The sequence below is a fragment of the Microbacterium sp. UFMG61 genome (assembly GCF_015354505.1).
Lineage (GTDB): Bacteria > Actinomycetota > Actinomycetes > Actinomycetales > Microbacteriaceae > Microbacterium.
Genome location: NZ_JACAFP010000005.1, coordinates 227,312 through 247,549, shown reverse-complemented (window position 1 = coordinate 247,549; position 20,238 = coordinate 227,312). Strand labels below are relative to the sequence as shown.

Sequence of the window (20,238 nt, the reverse complement as noted above, 5' to 3'; positions counted from 1 at the left end):
AGTCCGTGGGTGTCACTCGGTCGGAGCCGGTGCTGCCGTGTCGGTGGGCACCGGCTCAGGCGTCGGCTCGGCGGTGGGCTTCGCCTTCTCCGTCGGGACGAGGTCCGCGTAGTAGGGGAGCGTGCCGTCGAGCACGGGCACATCGGCCTTGGTCCCGGCGCCGTCGCCCGACTGGAAGTGGATCTCGACCGTCGCGCCCGGCATCGTGTCGAGGTCGTCGATGCGCAGCGGCTCTTCGTCGGCGGTGCCGAAGCTGACGGTCTTGCCCGCGGCGACCGGCACCTCGATCGGCTCGAGGCCCGCGACCGTGATGGTGAGGGTCGCCTTGTCGAGGGTCGGGTTCACGACCGCGCCGATGAAGTTGCCGACCGAGCCGTCTTCGTTGGCGACGATGAACGCGTTGCGCACGTCGAGCGGGCCGTCGGAGTCGGAGATGTTGACGCCGTCCGATGCCGAGTACTCGATCTTCGTCGACTGCGGCGAGATGAACGTGCAGCCGGTGGCGCCGAGAAGAACGAGGGCGCTGATGGCGGCAGATGCGACAAGGCGCGATTTCACTGGTCCTCCTGTGGTCCGGCGGGATGTCCGCCTCCCATTCTATGCGCATGCGGAGGGGCGCCTCGGGACGCAGGGGTGCAAACCTTAGCGCATCTTCGCTGTGGTATCCTTGAGGTTGCCGAAAGGACAATTTTTTATGCTTTTTGAGGTTGGCGAGACTGTCGTCTATCCGCACCATGGCGCTGCGACCATCATCGAGGTCAAGGAGCGCATCATCAAGGGTGAGGCGAAGAAATACCTGAAGCTCAACGTCACGCAGGGAGACCTCATCATCGAGGTTCCCGCGGAGAACGTCGATCTTGTCGGGGTCCGCGATGTGATCGGGCGGGAGGGCCTCGACCACGTGTTCGAGGTTCTGCGTGCGCCCTTCACCGAAGAGCCGACGAACTGGTCGCGCCGGTACAAGGCGAACCTCGAGAAGCTCGCCTCCGGCGATGTGATCAAGGTGAGCGAGGTCGTGCGCGACCTGTGGCGTCGTGATCAGGACCGCGGTCTGTCGGCGGGTGAGAAGCGGATGCTGGCCAAGGCGCGTCAGATCCTCATCTCCGAGCTGGCTCTCGCAGAGAAGACCGACGAGGACAAGGCGAGCGCCATGCTCGACGAGGTCCTCGCGTCCTGAGCGGATCGAGACGAGGCGGATGCTGCGGCATCCGCCTTTTTTCGTGCGCGCCGGTAACGTGAACGGGGTGAGCATGCTTCCCGTCCCGAACACCGCCATCATCGTCGTCGCCGCAGGATCCGGCACCCGACTGGATGCCGGGGCGCCGAAGGCGTTCGTCGGCATCGACACGCACTCGATCCTCCGGCACGCGCTCGACGGCGTCTTCGCCGCGGCACCCGCCCAGGTCGTCGTGGTCGCGCCGGAGGGCTTCGAAGGCGACGCCGAGGCCGAGCTGAGGGCGGCCGCGGGTGAGCGCGCCGAACTCGGACGCGTGGTGACGGGCGGTGACACCAGGCAGAAGTCGGTCGCGGCAGGTCTCGACGCGCTGTGGGGTGACGTGCGCACCGTGCTCGTGCATGACGCCGCTCGCGCCCTGACGACTCCGGCTGCGATCGACGCCGTCGCGGCCGCCGTCGACGACGTCACCGGGGTCATACCGACCCTCCCGGTGATCGACACTCTCAAGAAGGTCGACGGCGACGACATCGTCGGCCCGGTCGATCGCTCCGAGCTGGCTGCGGCGATGACCCCGCAGGGTTTTCCGCGCGATCTCCTCGAGGAGGCCTACGCGGCCGCACTGGCGTCGGGCGTCGAGTACACCGACGACGCGGCGCTGTTCGCCGCGGCAGGGCATCCGGTACGCAGGATCGACGGATCGCCGCGTGGATTCAAGATCACGACACCGGCCGACCTGGAGCGGGCACGCCACCTGCTGAACACGGATTCCGGGGCATCGGCGCGATCTGCGCACACCGGGTCGGGGCCCACCGCACCGATTCGCCCTGCACCGCTCCTGTCCGTGTCGATGCCGCGGGTGGGACTCGGAACCGACGTGCATGCGTTCGGCGGTGAGGGAACCCTCTGGCTCGCGGGTCTGGAGTGGCCGGGCGAGCAGCCGCTCTCGGGGCACTCCGACGGCGATGCGGTGGCCCATGCGATCGTCGACGCGCTGCTCGGGGCCGCAGGCCTGGGCGACATCGGCGAGCACTTCGGCACGGCGCATCCCGAATACTCCGGGGCCCACGCCGAGGTGTTCCTGGACCGCACGCGGGAGATCCTCGCCGAGGCCGGTTTCGCGATCGGCAACGTGTCGGTGCAGTTCCAGGGCAACCGGCCGCGGTTCAGCCCCCGTCGCGCCGAGGCGCAGCAGGCGCTGTCGGCGGCGCTCGGAGGGGCTCCGGTGTCGGTCACCGCGACGACGACCGACGGGCTCGGGTTCGCCGGGCGGGGAAAGGGCATCGCGGTCACCGCGGTCGCCCTGGTGGTGCCGTCGAGCGTGGAGGAGTCGTCGTGAGGATCCTGATCATCGGTGCCGGTGGGCACGTCGGACGCACGGCGGTCGAGGCGCTGCAGGGCCATGAGATCATCGCCGCCTCGCGCACCGGAGAACCGTCGGTCGATGTCGCGGATCCGGCGTCCGTCGAGCGGCTCTTCCAGGCTGTCGGCCCCGTGGACGCCGTGATCGTGGCGCTCGGCGGAGTGCCGTTCCGCCCGCTGTCCGACCTCGACCGGAGTGACTACGAGTCGGCGTTCCGCGGCAAGGTGCTCACCCAGGTCGACGTCGTGCGCCTCGGTACGCCGTTCGTCCGCGACGGCGGGTCCTTCACGCTGACCACGGGCATCCTGGCGAGAGAGGCGATCGCGACGGGCGCGGCGGCCTCACTCGCGAACGGCGCGCTGGAGTCGTTCGTGCTCGCCGCGGCGACCGAGCTGCCACGCGGCATCCGCATCAACGCCGTCAGCCCCTCGGTGCTCGAGGACGCCCCGTCGTATCACTCGTCGTTCCCGGGCTTCGTGCCGGTCTCGTCGCACCGTGTCGGGCAGGCGTACGCCAAGAGCGTCCTGGGAGTGCAGACCGGACAGGTCTTCGCGGTCGACTGATCCGGTCGTGCAGCGCGCACGGCGCGGTGACTTGCGCTCGACGGCGACGCCGCGCGACGATCGAGGAAAGCGGCATCGACGGCGACCCGCGTGACGAGCGAACGAGGAATCAGATGAGCGGTTACCGAGTGCAGAACCCCGCCACGGGCGAGGTGCTGGAGTCCTTCGACACGGCGACGGACGCGCAGATCGAGACGGCTCTGGCCTCTGCGGATGCCGCCTATCGCGAGTGGCGCGATCGCAGCGTGCAGGAGCGCGCGGCCGTCGTGAAGCGCGTGGCCGAGCTCTTCGAGGAGCGCAAGGACGAGCTGGCCGATCACATCGCGGTCGAGATGGGCAAGTCCCGTGCCGAGGCGATCGACGAGGTCGACTTCGCCGCCTCGATCATCGAGTACTACGCCGTGCACGGCCCCAGCCTCATCACCGACTACGAGATCCCGAGCACGGTTCCGGGACGCGCGTACATCGAGCACCGCCCGATCGGCACTCTCCTCGGCGTCATGCCGTGGAACTTCCCGTACTACCAGGTGGCCCGTTTCGCGGCTCCCAACCTTCTGCTCGGCAACACGATCCTGCTGAAGCACGCCGAGATCTGCCCCCGCTCGTCGCTCGCCATCGAGGCCATCATGCGCGAGGCCGGGGTCACCGAGGGCGGCTATCAGAACGTCTTCGCCTCGCACGACCAGATCGCCACGATGATCGCCGACCCCCGCGTGCAGGGCGTCTCGCTCACCGGCTCGGAGCGTGCAGGCGCCATCATCGGAGCCCAGGCGGGAAAACACCTCAAGAAGTGCGTGCTCGAGCTCGGCGGCATCGATCCGATGATCGTGCTGGATGCCGACGATGTGGCAGCGGTCGCACGCGAGGCCTGGGACTTCCGCGTCTACAACGGCGGTCAGGTGTGCAACTCGAACAAGCGCCTGATCGTGATGGACGACATCCACGACGAGTTCGTGGCCGAGCTCACGCGCCTGGCGGAGGGATTGAAGCCGGGCGACCAGCTCGACCTGCACGACGGCGAGTTCGTGCCGCTGTCGACGCGCACCGCCGCAGAGACGGTCGACGAGCAGGTGCGTCGCGCTGTCGAGGCCGGAGCCACGCTCGAGGCCGGCGGCGTTCTGTCCGACGGCCCCGGCGCCCACTACTCGCCGGCCGTGCTCACGGGCGTGCCGCGCGACTCGGCGTCCTACCGGGAAGAGATCTTCGGGCCCGTCGCGACGGTCTATCGGGTCTCCAGCGACGAGGAGGCGCTCGAGCTCGCCAACGACTGCGACATGGGCCTGGGTGGATCGGTGTTCTCGACCGACGAGGCGAGGGCCGCTCGCGTCGCCTCGCGCCTCGAGGTCGGCATGACCCACGTCAACACGATCGCCGCCGAGGCCGCCGAGCTGCCCTTCGGCGGGGTGAAGCGCTCGGGCTTCGGACGCGAGATGGGGCCGATCGGCATCGGGGAGTTCGCGAACCGTCGGCTCTCGTTCGTCGCCGACTGACGCACCCAGTCTTCGGAATCCGCCGCCCGGTAAGCTTGTGCGGTGACTCTCCGCCTCTACGACACCCGCGCACAGCAGCTGCGCGACTTCGTGCCTCTCGATCCCGAGAACATCACGATGTACGTGTGCGGACCCACGGTGCAGTCCGGACCCCACATCGGTCACGTCAGGGCGGCCCTCAGCTTCGATCTGCTGCGACGATGGCTGACCCACCGCTTCGGACGCGTGACGTTCGTGCGCAACGTCACGGACATCGACGACAAGGTGCTTGCGAACGCCTCCGACACCGAGCCGTGGTGGGCGCTGGCGTACCGCATGGAGCAGGAGTTCACGGCGGCCTATGCCGGTGTCGGCATCCTCCCGCCGACCTACGAGCCGCGCGCGACCGCGTCGATCCCGCAGATGCAGGAGATCATCGCGACTCTGATCGAACGCGGGCACGCGTACCCGGCGCCCGATGCGTCCGGCGACGTGTACTTCGATGTGCGCTCGTGGCCCGAGTACGGCTCGCTCACGAACCAGTCGATCGACGCGATGGAGGCCGCGGAGGATGCGGATCCTCGTGGCAAGCGCAACCCGCAGGACTTCGCCCTGTGGAAGGGTATGAAAGCCGGCGAGCAGGCGGATGCCGTCTGGCAGTCGCCCTGGGGCGCGGGACGCCCCGGCTGGCACATCGAGTGCTCGGCCATGTCGAAGCGCTATCTCGGCGCCGAGTTCGACATCCACGGCGGCGGTCTCGATCTGCGCTTCCCGCATCACGAGAACGAACTCGCGCAGTCGACCGCGGCCGGCGACGGCTTCGCTCGGTACTGGGTGCACAACGGACTCGTGACCGTCGACGGACAGAAGATGTCGAAGTCGCTCGGCAACTTCACACTGGCGGCCGACGTGCTCGCCGAGCGGGATCCGCTGGTGGTGCGTTATGCACTCGCCGCGGCGCACTACCGCTCGAGCCTCGATCTCTCGGAGTCGTCGTGGACCGAGGCCGAGGCGGCGCTCGGGCGCATCCGCACGTTCATGGCGCGCGTGATCCGGGCCGTCGGCGGTTCGCACGTCCGGTTCGTGTACAGCGACATGCCCTCGTCGTTCGCATCGGCGATGGACGACGATCTCGGAGTGCCTCAGGCGCTCGCGGTGCTCCACGAGACGGTGCGCGACGGCAATGCCGCGCTCGACGCGGGAGACACGGATGCCGCTGCCACGGCGCTCCGCGCCGTCGCAGTCATGGCGACGGTGCTCGGCATCGACCCGCTGGCCCCGACCGGGGCCTCGGGCGGCGATGCCTCGACATCCGCTCTCGACGCTCTCGTGCAGACGATGATCACTCAGCGCGCACAGGCGCGCGCCGACAAGGACTGGGCGGCGGCCGATCGCATCCGTGATGCGATCGCCGCCGCAGGAATCACGCTGGAGGACACTCCGGCCGGAACTCATTGGAGTATCGATGGCTAAGCAGGGCAACCCCTCCGCAGGCAAGGGAAAGAAGGGCCCCACCAAGGGCTCCGGCGGCAAGGGCCGTAGCTCGCTCGAAGGTCGTGGACCGACGCCCAAGGCGGAAGACCGCGCCTGGCACCCCGCGGGCAAGCGCAAGGCCGCCGCAGAGCGGTACGCCGCAGCCGGCGGTCGGGGCAAGCCCGGGCAGCGTCAGTCCTCGGGCGGCAACCCGAACCGCTCGGCGCGCGTGAAGGACAACACCACCGACACCGAGACGGTCACCGGCCGCAACTCGGTGCTCGAGGCGCTCCGCGCGAAGATCCCCGCCACGGCCTTCTACATCGCGCAGCGCGTCGAGATGGACGACCGCACGAAGGAGATGCTGTCGATCGCTACGAACCGCGGCATCCCGGTGCTCGAGGTCACGCGCCAGGAACTCGACCGCATGGCCGGCTTCGACGGTGTGCATCAGGGCGTCGCCATCAAGGTGCCGCCGTACGAGTACGCCCACCCGCAGGACCTTCTCGAGCAGGTCATCGACAAGGGCGAGGTGCCCCTCTTCGTGGCGCTCGACGGCATCACGGATCCCCGCAACCTGGGCGCGATCATCCGCTCGACCGCGGCGTTCGGCGGCCACGGCATCATCCTGCCGCAGCGTCGCTCCGCCGGCGTGAACTCCGCCGCGTGGAAGACGAGCGCGGGAGCGGCGGCCCGTGTGCCGGTCGCCCTGGCGACCAATCTCACGAGCCAGCTCAAGGAGTTCAAGAAGCAGGGCGTGTTCGTGCTCGGCCTCGACGGCGACGGAGACGTGCAGCTTCCCGAGCTGCAGCTGGCCGATCGCCCCGTCGTGATCGTCACCGGATCCGAGGGCAAGGGCCTCTCGCGTCTGGTGGCCGAGACCTGCGATCAGATCGTGTCGATCCCGATCTCGGCGTCGACCGAGTCCCTCAACGCCGGCATCGCGACGTCGGTCGCGCTCTACCAGGTGTCGACCGTCCGCAACGCGAAGAAGTAAGGGAGCGCCCGTGGCTCGTATCGTCGTTCTCGGAGGGACCGGCTACGCCGGTCGTCACATCGTCGCGGAGGCGGTGAGCCGCGGACACGAGGTGATCGCGATCTCGCGCTCCACCCCCGCGGATGCCGTCGACGGCGCGTCGTATGTGCAGGGCTCGGCGCTCGAGCCGGCGTCGCTCACGAGCGCGTTCGACGGGGCGGATGCCGTCGTCTCGTCGCTGTCGCCTCGAGGCGATATGACCGACAACGTGCTGCAGGCGTTGAAAGGTGTGATCCGCGTGCTCGCGGGCACCAGCACGCGTCTCGGCGTCGTCGGGGGAGCGGGCGGAAGCCTGGTGGCTCCCGGCGGTCCGCGCCTGTTCGACCTGGACTTCCCCGAGGAGTACAAGCATGAGGCGCAGGTCGGCATCGACTCGCTCGCGCTGCTCGAGGGCGCGGATGCCGATCTCGACTGGTTCTTCGTGCATCCCGCCGAGGTTTTCGGACCCTGGGCCGAGGGCGAGCGCACCGGGCACTATCGTGACGGCGGCGACGTGCTCGTGCGCGACGACGAGGGCAAGTCCTACATCTCGGGGGCCGACTTCGCGGTCGCCGTCGTCGACGAGATCGAGCAGGGAAACCACCACCGCGAGCGGTTCACCGTCGGCTACTGAGGCGCAGCGGTCCGTCGTCAGACGAGGTCGCGCCAGTCGGCCTCGTGGTCGTCGTCCGAGACAGGATGCGCGCCGGTGATCACGGGCAGGCTCATCGTCTCGGTGGGCGGGCCCATGATGGTGGCCTCGTCGCGGCGGTGCCGCAGCACCTCGTTGATGTAGCTCGTGAGCACCTCGGCGAGAGGCACCGCGCGTCCCTGAGCCTGTGACAGGTACCAGCGGTGCTCGAGCACCTGGTGGAACACCTCCGCGGGCTCGAGTTTGGTGCGCAGCTCGTAGGGGATGGCCCGCACCACGGGCTCGAACACACGGGTCAGCCACTCGTGCGCGTACATCTCCTCGTCGGCCCACTGCTTGGTCGACCGCACGCGGAACTCGTCGAGGTCGTTCAGCAGACGTCGAGCCTGGTTCTCCTCGACGTCGAGTCCGGTCAGGCGGATCAGGCGACGCTGGTGATGCCCGGCATCTACGACCTTCGGCTGGATCTCGACCACCGTGCCGTCGGCGGTGGTCGACATCGACATCTCGTCGATGTCGAAGCCGAGGGCGTTCAGACGCTCGACCCGCTCGGTGATGCGCCAGGTCTCGGCGGAGGCGAACGACTCCTGCGCGGTGAGCTCGGCCCACAGCGAGTGGTATGACGAGACGATGCCGTCGGCGATCGCGACGGCGTCGACGCCGTGCTCGAGTCGCCCGCCTGCGGCCAGGTCCATGACCTCGCCGGCGATGTTGGTGCGGGCGAGATCGAGGTCGTACGCGCGCTGGCCGTCGGTCAGGCCCTCTTCATGCAGCTCGCCGGTCTCGGCATCGACGAGGTACGCCGCGAACGCCCCGGCGTCGCGGCGGAACAGCGTGTTCGAGAGCGAGACGTCGCCCCAGTAGAAGCCGACGTTGTGCAGTCGTACGAGCAGCACCGCGAGGGCGTCGACGAGGCGATTCGCGGTGTCAGGGCGCAGCACGCGGGTGAACAGCGCGCGATACGGCATCGAGAAGCGCAGGTGCGAGGTCACGAGGGCTGCGGGCAGCGGTTCGCCGGCGGCATCCGTCCGCCCTGCGATCACGGCGACGCGTGACACGCAGGGGACGTCGAGGCGCGCGAGGTTGCCGAGCATCTCGTACTCGCGGCGCGCCATCTCGTCGGTCGTCTCCTTGACGGCGACGACGCGGCCGGAGAGGTCGGCGAAGCGCACGAGGTGACGCGAGAGTCCCTTGGGCAGGGAGACGATCTGCTCGGACGGCCACGACCCCAGCGGTGTCGACCAGGGGAGGGCGAGCAGTCCGGGGTCGACCGTGCTCGCCGTGATGCGCAGCGCGTCCTGCATGGGGCTCCTCAGATGGTGGCGGGAAAGACGAAGCGGCGCGGGTGACCGAAGTCAGCCCGCGCCGCGTCTGTGGAGGTGATCAGGCCGAGACGACCGGCTTGTCGTTCAGGCGCTCGCCCGACTCGATGTCGAACGCGTGCACATGGCCCGCGTTCGCGGCCAGCGTGACCGTCTCACCCGCGTTGGGGTGGCTGCGGCCGTCGACACGTGCGACCAGGTCGGCGCGCTTGCCGTTGATCTCGGTGTGACCGTAGAGGTAACCGTCTGCACCGAGCTCCTCGACCAGGTCGACGACGACCGAGAGGCCCTTGCCGTCTGCCGGGCCGACCGTGATGTCCTCGGGGCGCACACCCACGGTGACCTGCGAGCCGTGGGCACGGCCCACGGTGTCGCGGTCGAGCGGGACGATCTCGGTGCCGAAGCGGATGCCGCCCTCGGCCAGGTCGGCCGAGAACAGGTTCATGGCCGGCGAGCCGATGAAGCCGGCGACGAACACGTTGTTCGGCTTCTCGTACAGGTCGCGAGGCGAGCCGACCTGCTGCAGGAGGCCGTCCTTGAGGACCGCGATGCGGTCACCCATGGTGAGGGCCTCGGTCTGGTCGTGCGTGACGTAGACGGTGGTGACACCGAGACGACGCTGCAGCGACGCGATCTGCGTACGGGTCTGCACGCGGAGCTTGGCGTCGAGGTTCGACAGCGGCTCGTCCATGAGGAAGACCTGGGGCTGACGCACGATCGCGCGACCCATCGCGACACGCTGACGCTGACCACCCGAGAGGGCCTTCGGCTTGCGGGTCAGGTACTCCTCGAGGTCGAGCAGCTTGGCGGCCTCGAGAACGCGCGATGCACGCTCTTCCTTGCCGACGCCGGCGATCTTGAGCGCGAAGCCCATGTTCTCGGCGACCGTCATGTGCGGGTACAGCGCGTAGTTCTGGAACACCATCGCGATGTCGCGGTCCTTCGGCGGCACGTCGGTGACGTCGCGGTCACCGATCAGGATGCGGCCGGCGTTGACCTCTTCGAGGCCGGCGAGCATACGCAGCGAGGTGGACTTACCGCAGCCGGAGGGGCCGACGAGGACGAGGAACTCGCCGTCAGCGACCTCGAGGTTGAGCTTGTCGACAGCCGGGCGGGTTCCGCCGGGGTAGAGGCGGGTGGCCTCGTCGAAAGTCACAGATGCCATTGTGTTTCTCCTTCACCGGCAGGTACGTGCCGGACGATCCGTAGTGATAGAGCGGCGGAGCGATCCGCCGTGACCCCTCATCGGGTCGGGATCAGTATGCCAGAAACCGGCGCATCTGGGTATTTCTCAGCCTGGCTGGTTAACATCGATCTCGGCCGCTTCCAGCGGCGTCCGCCGTTCGATCGGCGGACGGGGCCACCCTGCCCCACCGAGACTCTCAAGAGGAACGATGTCGAGCGACGAGACGCCGAACGTCCCCACATCTCGCAATTCGCGTGAGGTCGTGCGGGAGAAGGCACAGAAGGTGCACGCGCAGCAGTCGAGGGCGCGCATCATGCGACGGATCATCCTCGGCGCGATCGCGATCGTCGCCGTCGGTGCGATCGGCACGGCGGTCACGCTCGCCGTGTCCGCTCAGGTGTCGAAGCCGCAGCTCACCCCGACGGGCATGGCGGACGACGGCATCCTGGTCTCCGACATCAGCGCGTCGACCGTGTCGAGCGAGCCGGTCGAGGCTCCCGACCCCGAGGCGACCGAGGCCAGTGGCGAGGCCGCGCCGACGCCCGCGCCCACCAGCGCGAGCACCGTCGACATCCACATCTACGTCGACTACCTGTCGCCGGACGCCGGTGAGTTCGAGCGCGCCAACGCCCGTCAGCTCGTCAACTGGATCGGCGAGGGTGCGGCGACCGTGACCTACCACCCGGTGGCTCTGCTCACCGCGAGCTCGAACGGCACGAAGTACTCCCTGCGCTCGGCGGCCGCCGCCGCCTGCGTGGCGACGCACTCGCCGGCCGAGTTCTACGCCTTCAACCACGATCTGCTCGACGATCAGCCCGAGATGAACACCGACGGCTTCACCGATTCCGAGCTGGCCGACATCGCCGGCGCCGTCGGATCCGACAACGTCAAGAGCGTGCGCTCCTGCATCGAGAAGCAGGACTACGTCACCTGGGCGAAGGATGCCACGTCGCGTGCGCTCGAGGGCCCGCTCGTCGGATCGGACGACCTGGTGCTGACCTCGGCTCCCATGATCGTCGTGAACGGCGAGGCCTACGTCGGTGCACTCGACGACCCGAGCGAGTTCTCGCAGTTCGTGCTCACGGTCGCCAGTGACGCCTACTACTCGACCGCCACGCCGACCCCGGCCCCCTCGGAGACGCCGACCGAAGCGCCGGTCGAAGAAGCGCCCGCCGAGGAGACTCCGGCGCCGACCGAGGCCCCCGCGCAGTAAGCATGGGTCCCGCGCAGTAAGCGCGGGCGCCGACGGTCCTCGGCCGGTCGGCGTGAGCTCGGCCGAGAACGCTCTAGACTCGGTGATGCACATTCGTGAGAGCGGACGTGCTACAAGTGCCGCGGGACACCGTGGTTCGCCGACTTGGCGCAATTGGTAGCGCACCGTACTTGTAATACGGGGGTTACGGGTTCGAGTCCCGTAGTCGGCTCTCAGATCTTCGGATTGTGCGTCGTCAGGCGTGAGACTCCGCCGAACACACGCATCGTCACCCGCGAACCTGTGCGGCCGTATATGTTCGGCGCGTACGGTCGGGGCATGACCAGGAAGCAGTCGTCCGACAAGGACGCCGACAGTCGACGCCCACTCACGCGGAGCGATGTCCCCGAAGGCACGACCCCGCGGTCACGGGCGCTCAAGCCGCTGCACATCTTCTCGCGCCGGCCCAGGCGTCAGCTCGAAGCCTGACTCCGCGCCGTCCGGCTACGGTCGAACGTCGAGGTCCAGATCGACGGCGGTGATGCTCCAGTCGTCGTCGCCCGGCTCGTCGTCGTGCGAACGCGGGTACCGGTGGTGGGCGCGGAGCGCGGCGGCCTGCTCGGAGAAGTCCGGGTCGACATCTGCGGAGGCAGTGGGGCCGACGAGCAGGTCGTTGCCGAGTCCGACGATGAGCTCGGCCGTCTCGACCCTCCCATCCACGACGATCGGGATCTCGAGCGCCTCGGATTCGCCCTCGTTGGCGATCGCGGCGGCGAGAGTCACGAGAACCTCGGCGACGTCATCGGTCGTCACGAGTTGCTGGGCTGCGTAGGAGACGAGTTTCATACGTCCAGCGTGGCATCCCTCTCGGATCCGTGCTGAGGGCTTGCGCCGCGCGGTGTCGGTGTGCCACCGACCGCGTGGGCCGACACGCGGCGTCATACGGGAAATACGTCACCGTCGTCTGAGGTTGTCCCGAACATGACTCGTATCGGAAACAGTGACCTCGACGTGTTCCCCCTCTCGCTCGGTGGCAACGTGTTCGGCTGGACGGCCGACCGCGACGCATCGTTCGCCGTGCTCGACGCCTTCGTCGACGGGGGAGGCGACTTCATCGACACCGCCGACTCGTACAGCGCCTGGGTGCCCGGCAACTCGGGCGGCGAGAGCGAGACGATCATCGGTGAGTGGCTGGCATCGCGCAAGCCTGCGGGAGTGACCGTCGCCACGAAGGTGAGTCAGCACCCGGACTTCACGGGACTCGCGGCCTCGAACGTGCGCAAGGCCGCAGAAGCATCGCTCGGGCGCCTGGGGGTCGACACGATCGACCTCTACTACGCGCACTTCGATGACGAGACCGTGCCGCTCGAAGAGACGGTCGGCGCGTTCGGACAGCTGGTCGCCGACGGCCTGGTGCGCAACATCGCGGTGTCGAACTACAGCGCCGACCGTATCCGCGAGTGGGTCGAGATCGCCCGCCGCACCGGAGTCGCGCTGCCGATCGCGGTGCAGCCGCACTACAACCTCGTGCACCGCAACGACGTCGAGGAGACGATCATCCCCGTCGCCGAGGAGTTCGGCCTCGGACTCGTGCCGTACTACTCGCTCGCGAGCGGATTCCTGACCGGCAAGTACCGCACGACCGACCCCGAGGGCCAGTCGTCGCCGCGCGCCGGCGGCGCCGCGAAGTACGCCACCGAGGCGGGGCTGCGCATCATCGACACCCTCGAGCAGATCGGAGATGCGCACGGCGCCTCGATCGCCGCGACCTCGCTGGCGTGGCTGCGCGCGCAGCCGACGGTGGTCGCACCGATCGCGAGCGCCCGCACCGTGGAGCAGGTTCCCGATCTCCTCGCCGGTGCACGCCTCGAACTCACGAGCGACGAGGTCGATGCGCTGAACAGCGTCTCGGAGTGGTCACCCGCCAAGGTCTGAGAGCACCCGGCGCCCTGCCCGCCGACTCACGAGTCGGAGGGCAGGGTGCCGTCGTCGATGAGCCCGAGCCGGTGAGCGAGGATCACCAGATGGATGCGGTCGCGAGCACCGAGCTTCGCGAGCACGCGACCGACATGCGTCTTCACGGTCGACTCACTGACGTAGAGCGCCTGGGCGATCTCGGCGTTGGTCAGGCCGCGCGCGATCTCGAGGAAGACGTCGCGCTCGCGGTCGGTCAGCTCGGTCGTGGGGTCGTCGACCACGAGCGCCGGTGCGTCGGGGGCCACGCCGCGACCGGTCGTGACGTGTTCGAGCAGCATCCGCGTGACCCTCGGCGCGAGTGCTGCGTCGCCTCGGTGGATGGCGCGGATCGCGGAGATCATCTCGTGCCGCTGCGCGTCCTTCAGGAGGAATCCGCTGGCACCCGCGCGGATCGCGCCGAAGGCGTACTCGTCGAGATCGAACGTCGTGAGCACCAGCACGCGGGTCTCGGGATGCTCGCGCACGATCGCCTCGGTCGCTGCGATGCCGTCGAGCCCGGGCATCCGGATGTCCATGAGCACCACATCCGGTCGCAGGGCAGCGGACTGAGCGATCGCCGCGTGACCGTCGGCGGCCTCGCCGACGACGACCATGTCGGCTTCGGCCTCGAGCACCATGCGGAAGCCGAGCCGGATGAGCTGCTGGTCGTCGACGAGCAGGAGTGAGATCGTGTCGGTCATCGGCGGTCCTCCGGATCGGGAACGATGAGGTCGGTCGGTGGGGGTGTCGCGGGGGATGCCGTCGGCAGTTCGGCGCGCAGCATCCATCGGCCACCCGAGAGTGGTTCCGACGCGACGCTCCCGCCCGCGTGTGCGGCACGCTCGGCGAGGCCGCGCAGGCCGAATCCCGATGTGCCGACGGGCCCGGTGGCACCGTCATTGACGACCTCGACCGTCACCGCGTCGGCCGCGTAGACGAGCCGCACGTCGATCGACGTCGCCCCGGGCGCGTGCCGCATCGCGTTCGTGACGCCCTCCTGCACGATCCGGCCCACGGCGTGGGCCACGGCGGGAGCGACCTCCGTCGCGCCGCTGACCGCAAGGGTCACGGGATAGCCGGCGCGCTGCGCATGAGCGACGGTCTCCTGCGGGGCGGTCGGGGCGAGCGGAGCGAGGGGCAGCGGGGAGTCGTCGGCGCGCAGGACGCCGAGCATCGCCCGCATCTCGGTGAGCGCGCTGCGGGCCGTCTCGGCCGAGGCCGACGCGGCCGCTCGTGCCTGTGTCGCGTCGGATGTCGCGGCGGCGCCCTCGGACAGGGCGACGATCACCGTCAGCGAGTGCGAGACGATGTCGTGCATCTCTCGGGCGATGCGGGCACGCTCTCCCGCGGCGGCGAGCTGCGCCTGCTGATCGCGCTCGACGAGCAGCTGGCGGGAGCGGTCGATCACGGCATCCAGATACCGCTTGCGCCCACCCACGTTCACGCCGATCAGCGTGCCGATCAGCCCGAGCACGAGCGACATGATGACGGCGTTGGCGGCGACCTGGAAGGAGATCACGCCTGCGAGGGTGAGCAGCCCGCCGACGGCGCTGAGTGAGGCGAGGCCGATGCCGAAGCCCATCCAGGCGGCTCGCGACGAGCGATACACCGCGAGCGAATAGCAGGTGACGAGAAGCAGCGGCGAGCCGATCGGCTGCAGGGCGAAGAGGAAACCGGCCTCGAGTGCGAAAGAGGCGACGAACGGCACCAGCGGGCGGCTGCGCCGCCACAGCAGCGTCGCGCAGGCGGCGACGACGGATGCGGGGACCAGGATCGCGACGCCGACGGCCAACGGCATCGGCAGGTCGCGCGTGATGACACCGGCGGGAACGAGCGACAGAAGCAGGCACACCAGCGCGATCAGGACGTCGGCGACGATCGGATGTCGCGCCCAGAAGCGCCGCAGGACGCCGGGGGGACGCGGCAGCCGCAGCGCCTCGTCCTCGCGGACGGAGGTGCTGCGGCTGCGCATTCTGCTCACCGGCCGACTCTACGCGGCGCAGTCATGGAGCATCGCGATCACGCGTCACGCGTGCGGAGCACGGCCCAGGCGGCGAGCATCCCTGCGGCGACCCAGCCGGCCAGTGTCGCGTATGCGACCGGACCCTCGAGGGCGGCGCCCTCAGGAAGGATCGCGCTCTGCGCGGCGGCCACGGGCAGGTAGTTCGCCGACTCCAGGAGCCAGTTCCACGCTTCGCCGGCGACGGCGAAGAAACTCGCCACGATCGGCAGCACGAACAGCAGGCCGACGGTGGCGGCGATCGCCCCGGCGCCCGAGCGCAGGATGAAACCGAACGCGACGCCGATCAGGGCGAACACCGCCATGGCGAGCGACGAGACGACGATCGGCAGGATCGACGCCGACGGGTCGCTCCACTCGATGCTCTGGTCACGTGACGCGACGACGGCGGAGACCGCGACCGCCGCGGCGGCGAAGATCACCAGCGACGACACGAACATGAAGAGGCCGACCACGACGGCCTTGGCCGCGAGCACGGACCCGCGCTGCGGGTTGGCCGCGAGCGTCGAGCGGATCATTCCCGTCGAGTACTCGCCCGTCACCGAGATCGCGCCGAGGATGCCGGCGAGCAGCATCGCGAACTGGATCGGCATCACGACGGCCTGGATGGGCTCGAAGCCCGGCACGTCGATCGCCTGGGCGATGAGCACGGCGATGCCGATCGTGAGGATCGCCGCGATGCCGATCGACCACCAGGTCGAGCGCAGAGTGGAGAGCTTGATCCACTCACCGCGGACCGCGCGGACGAACGTCAGGCGTCGGCCGGTGTCGACCTGTGCGCGGGTGAGGGGAGGAGCCTGGACGGTGGTCATGAGATCTCCTTGGTGCGGTACTCGACCGAGTCGCCGGTGAGCGCGAGGTACGCGTCTTCGAGCGATCCTGTGGTCGGGGTGAGTTCGTGGAGGGGAATGCCGCGGTCCGCGGCGAGGTCGCCGATGCGTGACGCGGGCAGGCCGACGATGTCGAGCAGATCGGGAGCCGAGCTGACGATCTCGACGGACGGTCCGCCGACAGCGGCGGCCAGGTCGGCGGCGCGAGGCGTGCGCACGCGCACGGTGTTCGTGGTCCATGCCCGCACGAGCTCGGCCAGGGGAGCATCAGCCAGCACCTTGCCGCGGCCCATGACGATCACATGATCGGCGGTCTGCGCCATCTCGCTCATGAGGTGACTCGAGAGCAGCACCGTGCGTCCCTCGGATGCCGCGTGGCGGACGAACTGGCGGACCCAGCGCACGCCCTCGGGGTCGAGGCCGTTGACAGGCTCGTCGAGGATCAGTGTGTGCGGGTCGCCGAGCAGAGCGGAGGCGATGCCGAGTCGCTGCCCCATCCCGAGCGAGAACTTGCCCGCGCGTTTGCGGGCGACGGCGCCGATGCCGGCGAGGTCGATGACCTCGTCGACGCGGGAGGCGGGGATGCCGTGGGTCGCCGCCATGGCGCGCAGATGATTGCGCGCGGTGCGGCCCGTGTGCACGGCCTTCGCGTCGAGCAGCACGCCCACCTCGGTGAGCGGCGCACGCAGCCTGCGATACTCACGGCCGCCGACGGTCGCGGTGCCGGAGGTCGGTCGGTCGAGGCCCACGATCATGCGCATCGTGGTGGACTTTCCCGCGCCGTTCGGCCCGAGGAATCCGGTGACGGTTCCCGGCTGCACCGAGAACGACACCCCGTCGACTGCTGTCTTGTCCCCGAATCTCTTCGTGAGGCCTTCTGCTGTGATCATGTCTTCGACGCTACAGACCGGGTGGTCGCGAGCGCGTCCTCCCGGGGTACCGTTCACGCCTCAGCGCGGGTCATCCTCACGGCGGATGCCGAACACTGCCGGATCGACCGGTCGCCGGGCTTTCGGCAGCTTCTCGACGACCAACCGGTAGGACTCGGTGATCAGTTCGGTGACGAGCTCGTCTTCGAGAGAGGGCCCGGGGAGCAGCGTGATCCAGTGCTTCTTGTTCATGTGGTACCCGGGGACGATGTCGGCGAAGGTCTCGCGCAGCGCGACGGCATCGTCGGGATGGGACTTGAGCGTGACGCGTCCGGTGTCGTCGAGCGGAATGAGCAGGAAGACTTTTCCGCGCACCTTATAGACGTCCCACTCGGGGCCGAAGGGGTTCTCGCGCTCGGAACCGGGCAGCTCCTCTGCGCGCTCCATGGCGACGGCGATCAGCCGAGTCGCGTCCACGCGCTCAGAACAGCCGCTCTGACGTGTTCTCGGCCGAGGGGGTGTTGGCGGCGCGGGGTGCCACCTGCACGCGCTCGTCGAGTGTCGCGGCGGCGAGCAGAGCCTCGTCGATGATCTCTCTGCCCGGCTCGGCGGTGAGCCAGTCGCCGCTCAGCGACGCGGGGATCAGCACCGGCATCCGGTCGTGGATGTGTGCGAGGTGCGGTGGTGCCGGCCTCATCACGATCGAGTAGCAGGTGAACGACTGGCCGTCGGCGGTGCGACCGTGCTGCGTCACCGCAGCCATGCCGAACAGAGCCCCGTCGTCGACGAGGAACTCGTGCCACACCCGCTCGGGCTTCTTCATCTCGTACCAGCTGGTCGCCGGCACGAGCGCTCTGCTCTTCAGCCCGCCGGGGCGATCCTGCAGCCGCTCGGACCGAGTGTTGATCGAGGGGAACTTCGACGGCTCGCCCCCGACGAGAAAGCCCCACCAGGCCGGTTCGAGAGTCGGTGTGGTCTCGGGCTGCGTGACGATCGGATTGAGGTTCCGGAGATTCTTGCCCGTCGGGCGCACTGTCTCGCCGGCGTTCCGCTCCGCCCAGCCGCGGAGCCCCTCGAGCACCGCCTCGTCGGCGGCAGCGAGGAGCTCGGCGTCGGTGAATCGAGGATCCAGACCATAGCTCGCGCACATGCAGCCAGGGTACGCCGGGGCGCCGACATCGGGTGCCCGGATCCGCCCGCGCGCAGCGCCGCACTAGGGTCGATGAGTGACCCCGACCCGCCGCCTCTCCGCACCCGCCGCCCTCGGCGGAGCAGTCGCGATCGGCGTCATGACGGCGATCCAGGCGCGCATCAACGGCGTGCTCGGCGTCAGGGTCGACAACGGCATCGTCGCGGGTCTCATCTCGTTCGCGGTCGGCTTCCTCACCCTGATCGTCGTGATCGTCTGCCTGCCGTCGGCCCGTCGAGGCGTCGGTCGGCTGCGCGACGGCATCCGCGATCGCAGCATCCCGTTCTGGATGCTCCTCGGCGGCGCCTGCGGTGCGCTCACCGTCTCTGCGCAGGGCATCACGGCGGGCGTGCTCGGAGTCTCGCTCTTCACGGTCGGCGTCGTCGCGGGCCAGACGCTGCACGGCCTCGTGCTCGACCGCGTCGGGTTCGGTCCCGCGGGGGTCGTCGCCGTCACGCCCGGACGCGTGGCCGGCGGCGCGCTCGCGCTCGCCGCCGTGGGGATCTCGCTCAGCGGCGATGTGCTGGCCACCGCCCCCCTGTGGATGCTGCTGCTGCCGTTCGCGGCAGGTGTGGGCATCGCCTGGCAGGCCGCGACCAACGGCCGACTGTCGCAGCGCGTGCACTCGCCGCTCGCCGCGACCATGATGAGCTTCATCGCCGGCACCGCGGTGCTGATGATCGCCGCGGGCGTCAGCGTCGGCGTTCGCGGGGTTCCCGATGCGCCGCCCACCGAGCCCTGGCTCTACCTCGGCGGTGTCCTGGGAGCGGCGTACATCCTGCTCGGGACGTTCATCGTGGCGCACACCGGGGTGCTGCTGATGGGACTCGGGTCCGTGCTCGGCCAGCTCGCGACCTCAGTGGTCATCGATCTGATCTGGCCCGCGGCGGCAGGACCCGCTCCCTGGCAGATCATCGGGATGGTCGCGGTCGCCGTGGCATCCGTCGTCGTCGCGCTGCCACGGCGCAGGCGCCCCTGACTACTTCTTCTTCGACGCCTTCGCGACCGGCATCCGCGTCACGAACGTGCGCGCATCGACCGGCTTGCGGCGTCCGGCCTTCTTGCCTGCGGGCTTGCCGCCGACGTACAGCCACCCGAGGAGCTCCTCGTCCTTGCCGATGCCGTGGGCCTTGGCCACCGCCTTCGAGCGGGTGTAGCTCCCGGTGCGCCACAGCACGCCCCAGCCGGCCTCGTCGAGAAGCAGGCTGAGCACGTGGGCGACGCCCGAGGCCACGGCCTCCTGCTCCCATCGCGGTACCTTCGAGCTCTTGCGGTAGCTCGCGACAACCGCGATCAGCAGGGGGGCGCGTCGCGGCTTCGACGAGGGGGACTTGTCGCCCTCCGCCTTGGCGATCGCTGCCCCGAGCACATCGCGGTCGGAGCCACGCAGCTCGATGAGCCGCCAGGGGCGCAGGGAGGAGTGATCGGCGACGCGGCCAGCCGCCGCCACGAACGTCAGCAGCTCGTCGTGCGAGGGGGCGTCGTCGGTGACCTTCGACCAGGACTGTCGGGCTCGAACGGCGTCGAGCGCGCTCACGACTCTTCCGGTGTGAAGTTCAGTGCGATCGAGTTCATGCAGTACCGGTCGCCGGTGGGCGTGCCGAATCCGTCGGGGAAGACGTGACCGAGGTGCGAGCCGCATGCGGCGCAGCGCACCTCGGTGCGCACCATTCCCAGGCTCGTGTCCTCGATCAGCTCGACCGCGTCGGGACGGATCGACTCGTAGAAGCTCGGCCAGCCGCAGCCGGAGTCGAACTTGGTGCCGCTCTTGAACAGCTCGGCGTCGCACGCGCCGCACGTGTAGAGGCCGGCTCGTCCCTCGTCGAGCAGCTCGCCCGTCCAGGCGCGTTCGGTGGCTGCCTGGCGCAGCACCGCATACTGCTCGTCGCCGAGCTCTTCGCGCCACTCTTCTTCGGTCTTGTCCACGCTGTACGACATGAGTCCTCCTGGGGGTTCCGCTCCATT

Annotated in this window: 23 protein-coding genes and 1 tRNA gene; 12 read left to right on the top strand and 12 right to left on the bottom strand. The window is 69.2% G+C overall.

The annotated features are described in order from the left end of the window. Nucleotides 1-12: 12 nt before the first annotated feature. Complete coding sequence (locus tag IXW21_RS07980) at nt 13-558, bottom strand: DNA modification methylase (RefSeq protein WP_194763721.1); 546 nt, start codon at nt 556-558, stop codon at nt 13-15. Nucleotides 559-694: 136 nt separating this feature from the next. Between IXW21_RS07980 and IXW21_RS07975 the strand changes: the two genes are divergently transcribed. The 7 genes from IXW21_RS07975 (at nt 695) to IXW21_RS07945 (ending at nt 7,691) form a co-directional block, all read left to right on the top strand. Next, entirely contained in the window at nt 695-1,177 is a 483-nt protein-coding gene (locus IXW21_RS07975; RefSeq protein ID WP_194763720.1) for a CarD family transcriptional regulator, read from the top strand. 22 nt (nt 1,178-1,199) lie between these two features. Further along, nucleotides 1,200-2,513 carry a 2-C-methyl-D-erythritol 4-phosphate cytidylyltransferase gene (gene ispD, locus IXW21_RS07970; RefSeq protein WP_416361093.1) on the top strand — a complete coding sequence of 438 codons (1,314 nt, stop codon included), beginning with the start codon at nt 1,200-1,202 and terminating at the stop codon, nt 2,511-2,513. Next, entirely contained in the window at nt 2,510-3,100 is a 591-nt protein-coding gene (locus IXW21_RS07965) for a short chain dehydrogenase (RefSeq protein ID WP_194763718.1), read from the top strand. Before ispD ends, IXW21_RS07965 begins: the two co-directional genes overlap by 4 nt. A gap of 113 nt (nt 3,101-3,213) precedes the next feature. Then, nucleotides 3,214-4,590: an NAD-dependent succinate-semialdehyde dehydrogenase gene (locus IXW21_RS07960; protein ID WP_194763717.1), complete on the top strand. Its 1,377-nt coding sequence runs from the start codon at nt 3,214-3,216 to the stop codon at nt 4,588-4,590. Nucleotides 4,591-4,632: 42 nt separating this feature from the next. Continuing rightward, a complete protein-coding gene (gene cysS, locus IXW21_RS07955) occupies nt 4,633-6,042 on the top strand; it encodes a cysteine--tRNA ligase (protein WP_194763716.1) in 1,410 nt (469 codons plus the stop codon). Next, nucleotides 6,035-7,039 (top strand): 23S rRNA (guanosine(2251)-2'-O)-methyltransferase RlmB, encoded by a 1,005-nt coding sequence (gene rlmB, locus IXW21_RS07950; RefSeq protein WP_194763715.1) that lies wholly within the window; start codon nt 6,035-6,037, stop codon nt 7,037-7,039. Before cysS ends, rlmB begins: the two co-directional genes overlap by 8 nt. Before the next feature lie 10 nt (nt 7,040-7,049). Further along, a complete protein-coding gene (locus IXW21_RS07945) occupies nt 7,050-7,691 on the top strand; it encodes an NAD(P)-dependent oxidoreductase (RefSeq protein ID WP_194763714.1) in 642 nt (213 codons plus the stop codon). Between the two features lie 17 nt (nt 7,692-7,708). Here IXW21_RS07945 and IXW21_RS07940 read toward each other — a convergent pair whose 3' ends face one another. Further along, nucleotides 7,709-9,013, bottom strand: coding sequence for a DUF4032 domain-containing protein (locus IXW21_RS07940; protein WP_194763713.1), 1,305 nt, complete (start codon nt 9,011-9,013; stop codon nt 7,709-7,711). Between the two features lie 79 nt (nt 9,014-9,092). Further along, complete coding sequence (locus IXW21_RS07935; RefSeq protein ID WP_194763712.1) at nt 9,093-10,196, bottom strand: ABC transporter ATP-binding protein; 1,104 nt, start codon at nt 10,194-10,196, stop codon at nt 9,093-9,095. A 229-nt stretch (nt 10,197-10,425) separates the two neighbouring features. Here IXW21_RS07935 and IXW21_RS07930 point away from each other — a divergent pair, with 229 nt between their 5' ends. The 3 genes from IXW21_RS07930 (at nt 10,426) to IXW21_RS07920 (ending at nt 11,898) form a co-directional block, all read left to right on the top strand. Continuing rightward, nucleotides 10,426-11,430, top strand: a complete 1,005-nt coding sequence (locus IXW21_RS07930; protein ID WP_194763711.1) for a DsbA family protein — start codon at nt 10,426-10,428, stop codon at nt 11,428-11,430. Between the two features lie 138 nt (nt 11,431-11,568). Beyond that, nucleotides 11,569-11,641 (top strand) — tRNA-Thr (locus IXW21_RS07925). Nucleotides 11,642-11,748: 107 nt separating this feature from the next. After that, nucleotides 11,749-11,898 carry a hypothetical protein gene (locus IXW21_RS07920; protein ID WP_194763710.1) on the top strand — a complete coding sequence of 50 codons (150 nt, stop codon included), beginning with the start codon at nt 11,749-11,751 and terminating at the stop codon, nt 11,896-11,898. Nucleotides 11,899-11,913: 15 nt separating this feature from the next. Here the strand turns inward: IXW21_RS07920 and IXW21_RS07915 are convergent, their stop codons facing one another. Continuing rightward, nucleotides 11,914-12,255 (bottom strand): hypothetical protein, encoded by a 342-nt coding sequence (locus tag IXW21_RS07915; protein WP_194763709.1) that lies wholly within the window; start codon nt 12,253-12,255, stop codon nt 11,914-11,916. Between the two features lie 135 nt (nt 12,256-12,390). Here IXW21_RS07915 and IXW21_RS07910 point away from each other — a divergent pair, with 135 nt between their 5' ends. Further along, nucleotides 12,391-13,344, top strand: a complete 954-nt coding sequence (locus IXW21_RS07910; RefSeq protein ID WP_194763708.1) for an aldo/keto reductase — start codon at nt 12,391-12,393, stop codon at nt 13,342-13,344. A 26-nt stretch (nt 13,345-13,370) separates the two neighbouring features. Here the strand turns inward: IXW21_RS07910 and IXW21_RS07905 are convergent, their stop codons facing one another. The 6 genes from IXW21_RS07905 to IXW21_RS07880 are packed head-to-tail and all read right to left on the bottom strand — an operon-like array spanning nt 13,371 to nt 18,234. Next, nucleotides 13,371-14,066: a response regulator transcription factor gene (locus tag IXW21_RS07905; RefSeq protein ID WP_194763707.1), complete on the bottom strand. Its 696-nt coding sequence runs from the start codon at nt 14,064-14,066 to the stop codon at nt 13,371-13,373. Next, a complete protein-coding gene (locus IXW21_RS07900; RefSeq protein ID WP_228528315.1) occupies nt 14,063-15,337 on the bottom strand; it encodes a sensor histidine kinase in 1,275 nt (424 codons plus the stop codon). Before IXW21_RS07900 ends, IXW21_RS07905 begins: the two co-directional genes overlap by 4 nt. Before the next feature lie 47 nt (nt 15,338-15,384). Further along, nucleotides 15,385-16,197, bottom strand: coding sequence for an ABC transporter permease subunit (locus IXW21_RS07895; RefSeq protein ID WP_194763705.1), 813 nt, complete (start codon nt 16,195-16,197; stop codon nt 15,385-15,387). After that, on the bottom strand, nt 16,194-17,105 hold the full coding sequence (locus tag IXW21_RS07890) for an ABC transporter ATP-binding protein (protein ID WP_194763704.1): 912 nt from the start codon (nt 17,103-17,105) through the stop codon (nt 16,194-16,196). The genes IXW21_RS07895 and IXW21_RS07890 overlap by 4 nt, the downstream gene beginning before the upstream one ends. Nucleotides 17,106-17,165: 60 nt before the next feature. After that, complete coding sequence (locus IXW21_RS07885; RefSeq protein WP_323742195.1) at nt 17,166-17,561, bottom strand: MmcQ/YjbR family DNA-binding protein; 396 nt, start codon at nt 17,559-17,561, stop codon at nt 17,166-17,168. A gap of 4 nt (nt 17,562-17,565) precedes the next feature. After that, nucleotides 17,566-18,234 carry an SOS response-associated peptidase family protein gene (locus tag IXW21_RS07880; RefSeq protein ID WP_194763703.1) on the bottom strand — a complete coding sequence of 223 codons (669 nt, stop codon included), beginning with the start codon at nt 18,232-18,234 and terminating at the stop codon, nt 17,566-17,568. Between the two features lie 76 nt (nt 18,235-18,310). On the opposite strand from IXW21_RS07880, the gene IXW21_RS07875 reads away from it, so the two are divergent. Further along, nucleotides 18,311-19,252, top strand: a complete 942-nt coding sequence (locus IXW21_RS07875; protein ID WP_323742194.1) for a DMT family transporter — start codon at nt 18,311-18,313, stop codon at nt 19,250-19,252. Here the strand turns inward: IXW21_RS07875 and IXW21_RS07870 are convergent, their stop codons facing one another. Together IXW21_RS07870 and msrB are read right to left on the bottom strand one after the other, a co-directional pair. Next, a complete protein-coding gene (locus IXW21_RS07870) occupies nt 19,253-19,810 on the bottom strand; it encodes a nitroreductase family protein (RefSeq protein WP_323742193.1) in 558 nt (185 codons plus the stop codon). It lies immediately after the preceding gene. Next, nucleotides 19,807-20,211 carry a peptide-methionine (R)-S-oxide reductase MsrB gene (gene msrB / locus IXW21_RS07865; RefSeq protein ID WP_194763701.1) on the bottom strand — a complete coding sequence of 135 codons (405 nt, stop codon included), beginning with the start codon at nt 20,209-20,211 and terminating at the stop codon, nt 19,807-19,809. Before msrB ends, IXW21_RS07870 begins: the two co-directional genes overlap by 4 nt. Nucleotides 20,212-20,238: the final 27 nt, after the last annotated feature.

What these genes read in the sequence shown, in the direction of transcription:
- IXW21_RS07915 (WP_194763709.1), bottom strand. Translation starts at nt 12,255, where the DNA reads ATGAAACTCGTCTCCTACGCAGCCCAGCAACTCGTGACGACCGATGAC.
- IXW21_RS07880 (WP_194763703.1), bottom strand. Translation starts at nt 18,234, where the DNA reads ATGTGCGCGAGCTATGGTCTGGATCCTCGATTCACCGACGCCGAGCTC.
- IXW21_RS07910 (WP_194763708.1), top strand. Translation starts at nt 12,391, where the DNA reads ATGACTCGTATCGGAAACAGTGACCTCGACGTGTTCCCCCTCTCGCTC.
- IXW21_RS07940 (WP_194763713.1), bottom strand. Translation starts at nt 9,013, where the DNA reads ATGCAGGACGCGCTGCGCATCACGGCGAGCACGGTCGACCCCGGACTG.
- msrB (WP_194763701.1), bottom strand. Translation starts at nt 20,211, where the DNA reads ATGTCGTACAGCGTGGACAAGACCGAAGAAGAGTGGCGCGAAGAGCTC.
- IXW21_RS07935 (WP_194763712.1), bottom strand. Translation starts at nt 10,196, where the DNA reads ATGGCATCTGTGACTTTCGACGAGGCCACCCGCCTCTACCCCGGCGGA.
- IXW21_RS07890 (WP_194763704.1), bottom strand. Translation starts at nt 17,105, where the DNA reads ATGATCACAGCAGAAGGCCTCACGAAGAGATTCGGGGACAAGACAGCA.
- IXW21_RS07895 (WP_194763705.1), bottom strand. Translation starts at nt 16,197, where the DNA reads ATGACCACCGTCCAGGCTCCTCCCCTCACCCGCGCACAGGTCGACACC.
- IXW21_RS07905 (WP_194763707.1), bottom strand. Translation starts at nt 14,066, where the DNA reads ATGACCGACACGATCTCACTCCTGCTCGTCGACGACCAGCAGCTCATC.
- IXW21_RS07930 (WP_194763711.1), top strand. Translation starts at nt 10,426, where the DNA reads ATGTCGAGCGACGAGACGCCGAACGTCCCCACATCTCGCAATTCGCGT.
- IXW21_RS07920 (WP_194763710.1), top strand. Translation starts at nt 11,749, where the DNA reads ATGACCAGGAAGCAGTCGTCCGACAAGGACGCCGACAGTCGACGCCCA.
- IXW21_RS07960 (WP_194763717.1), top strand. Translation starts at nt 3,214, where the DNA reads ATGAGCGGTTACCGAGTGCAGAACCCCGCCACGGGCGAGGTGCTGGAG.
- IXW21_RS07900 (WP_228528315.1), bottom strand. Translation starts at nt 15,337, where the DNA reads ATGCGCAGCCGCAGCACCTCCGTCCGCGAGGACGAGGCGCTGCGGCTG.
- rlmB (WP_194763715.1), top strand. Translation starts at nt 6,035, where the DNA reads ATGGCTAAGCAGGGCAACCCCTCCGCAGGCAAGGGAAAGAAGGGCCCC.
- IXW21_RS07975 (WP_194763720.1), top strand. Translation starts at nt 695, where the DNA reads ATGCTTTTTGAGGTTGGCGAGACTGTCGTCTATCCGCACCATGGCGCT.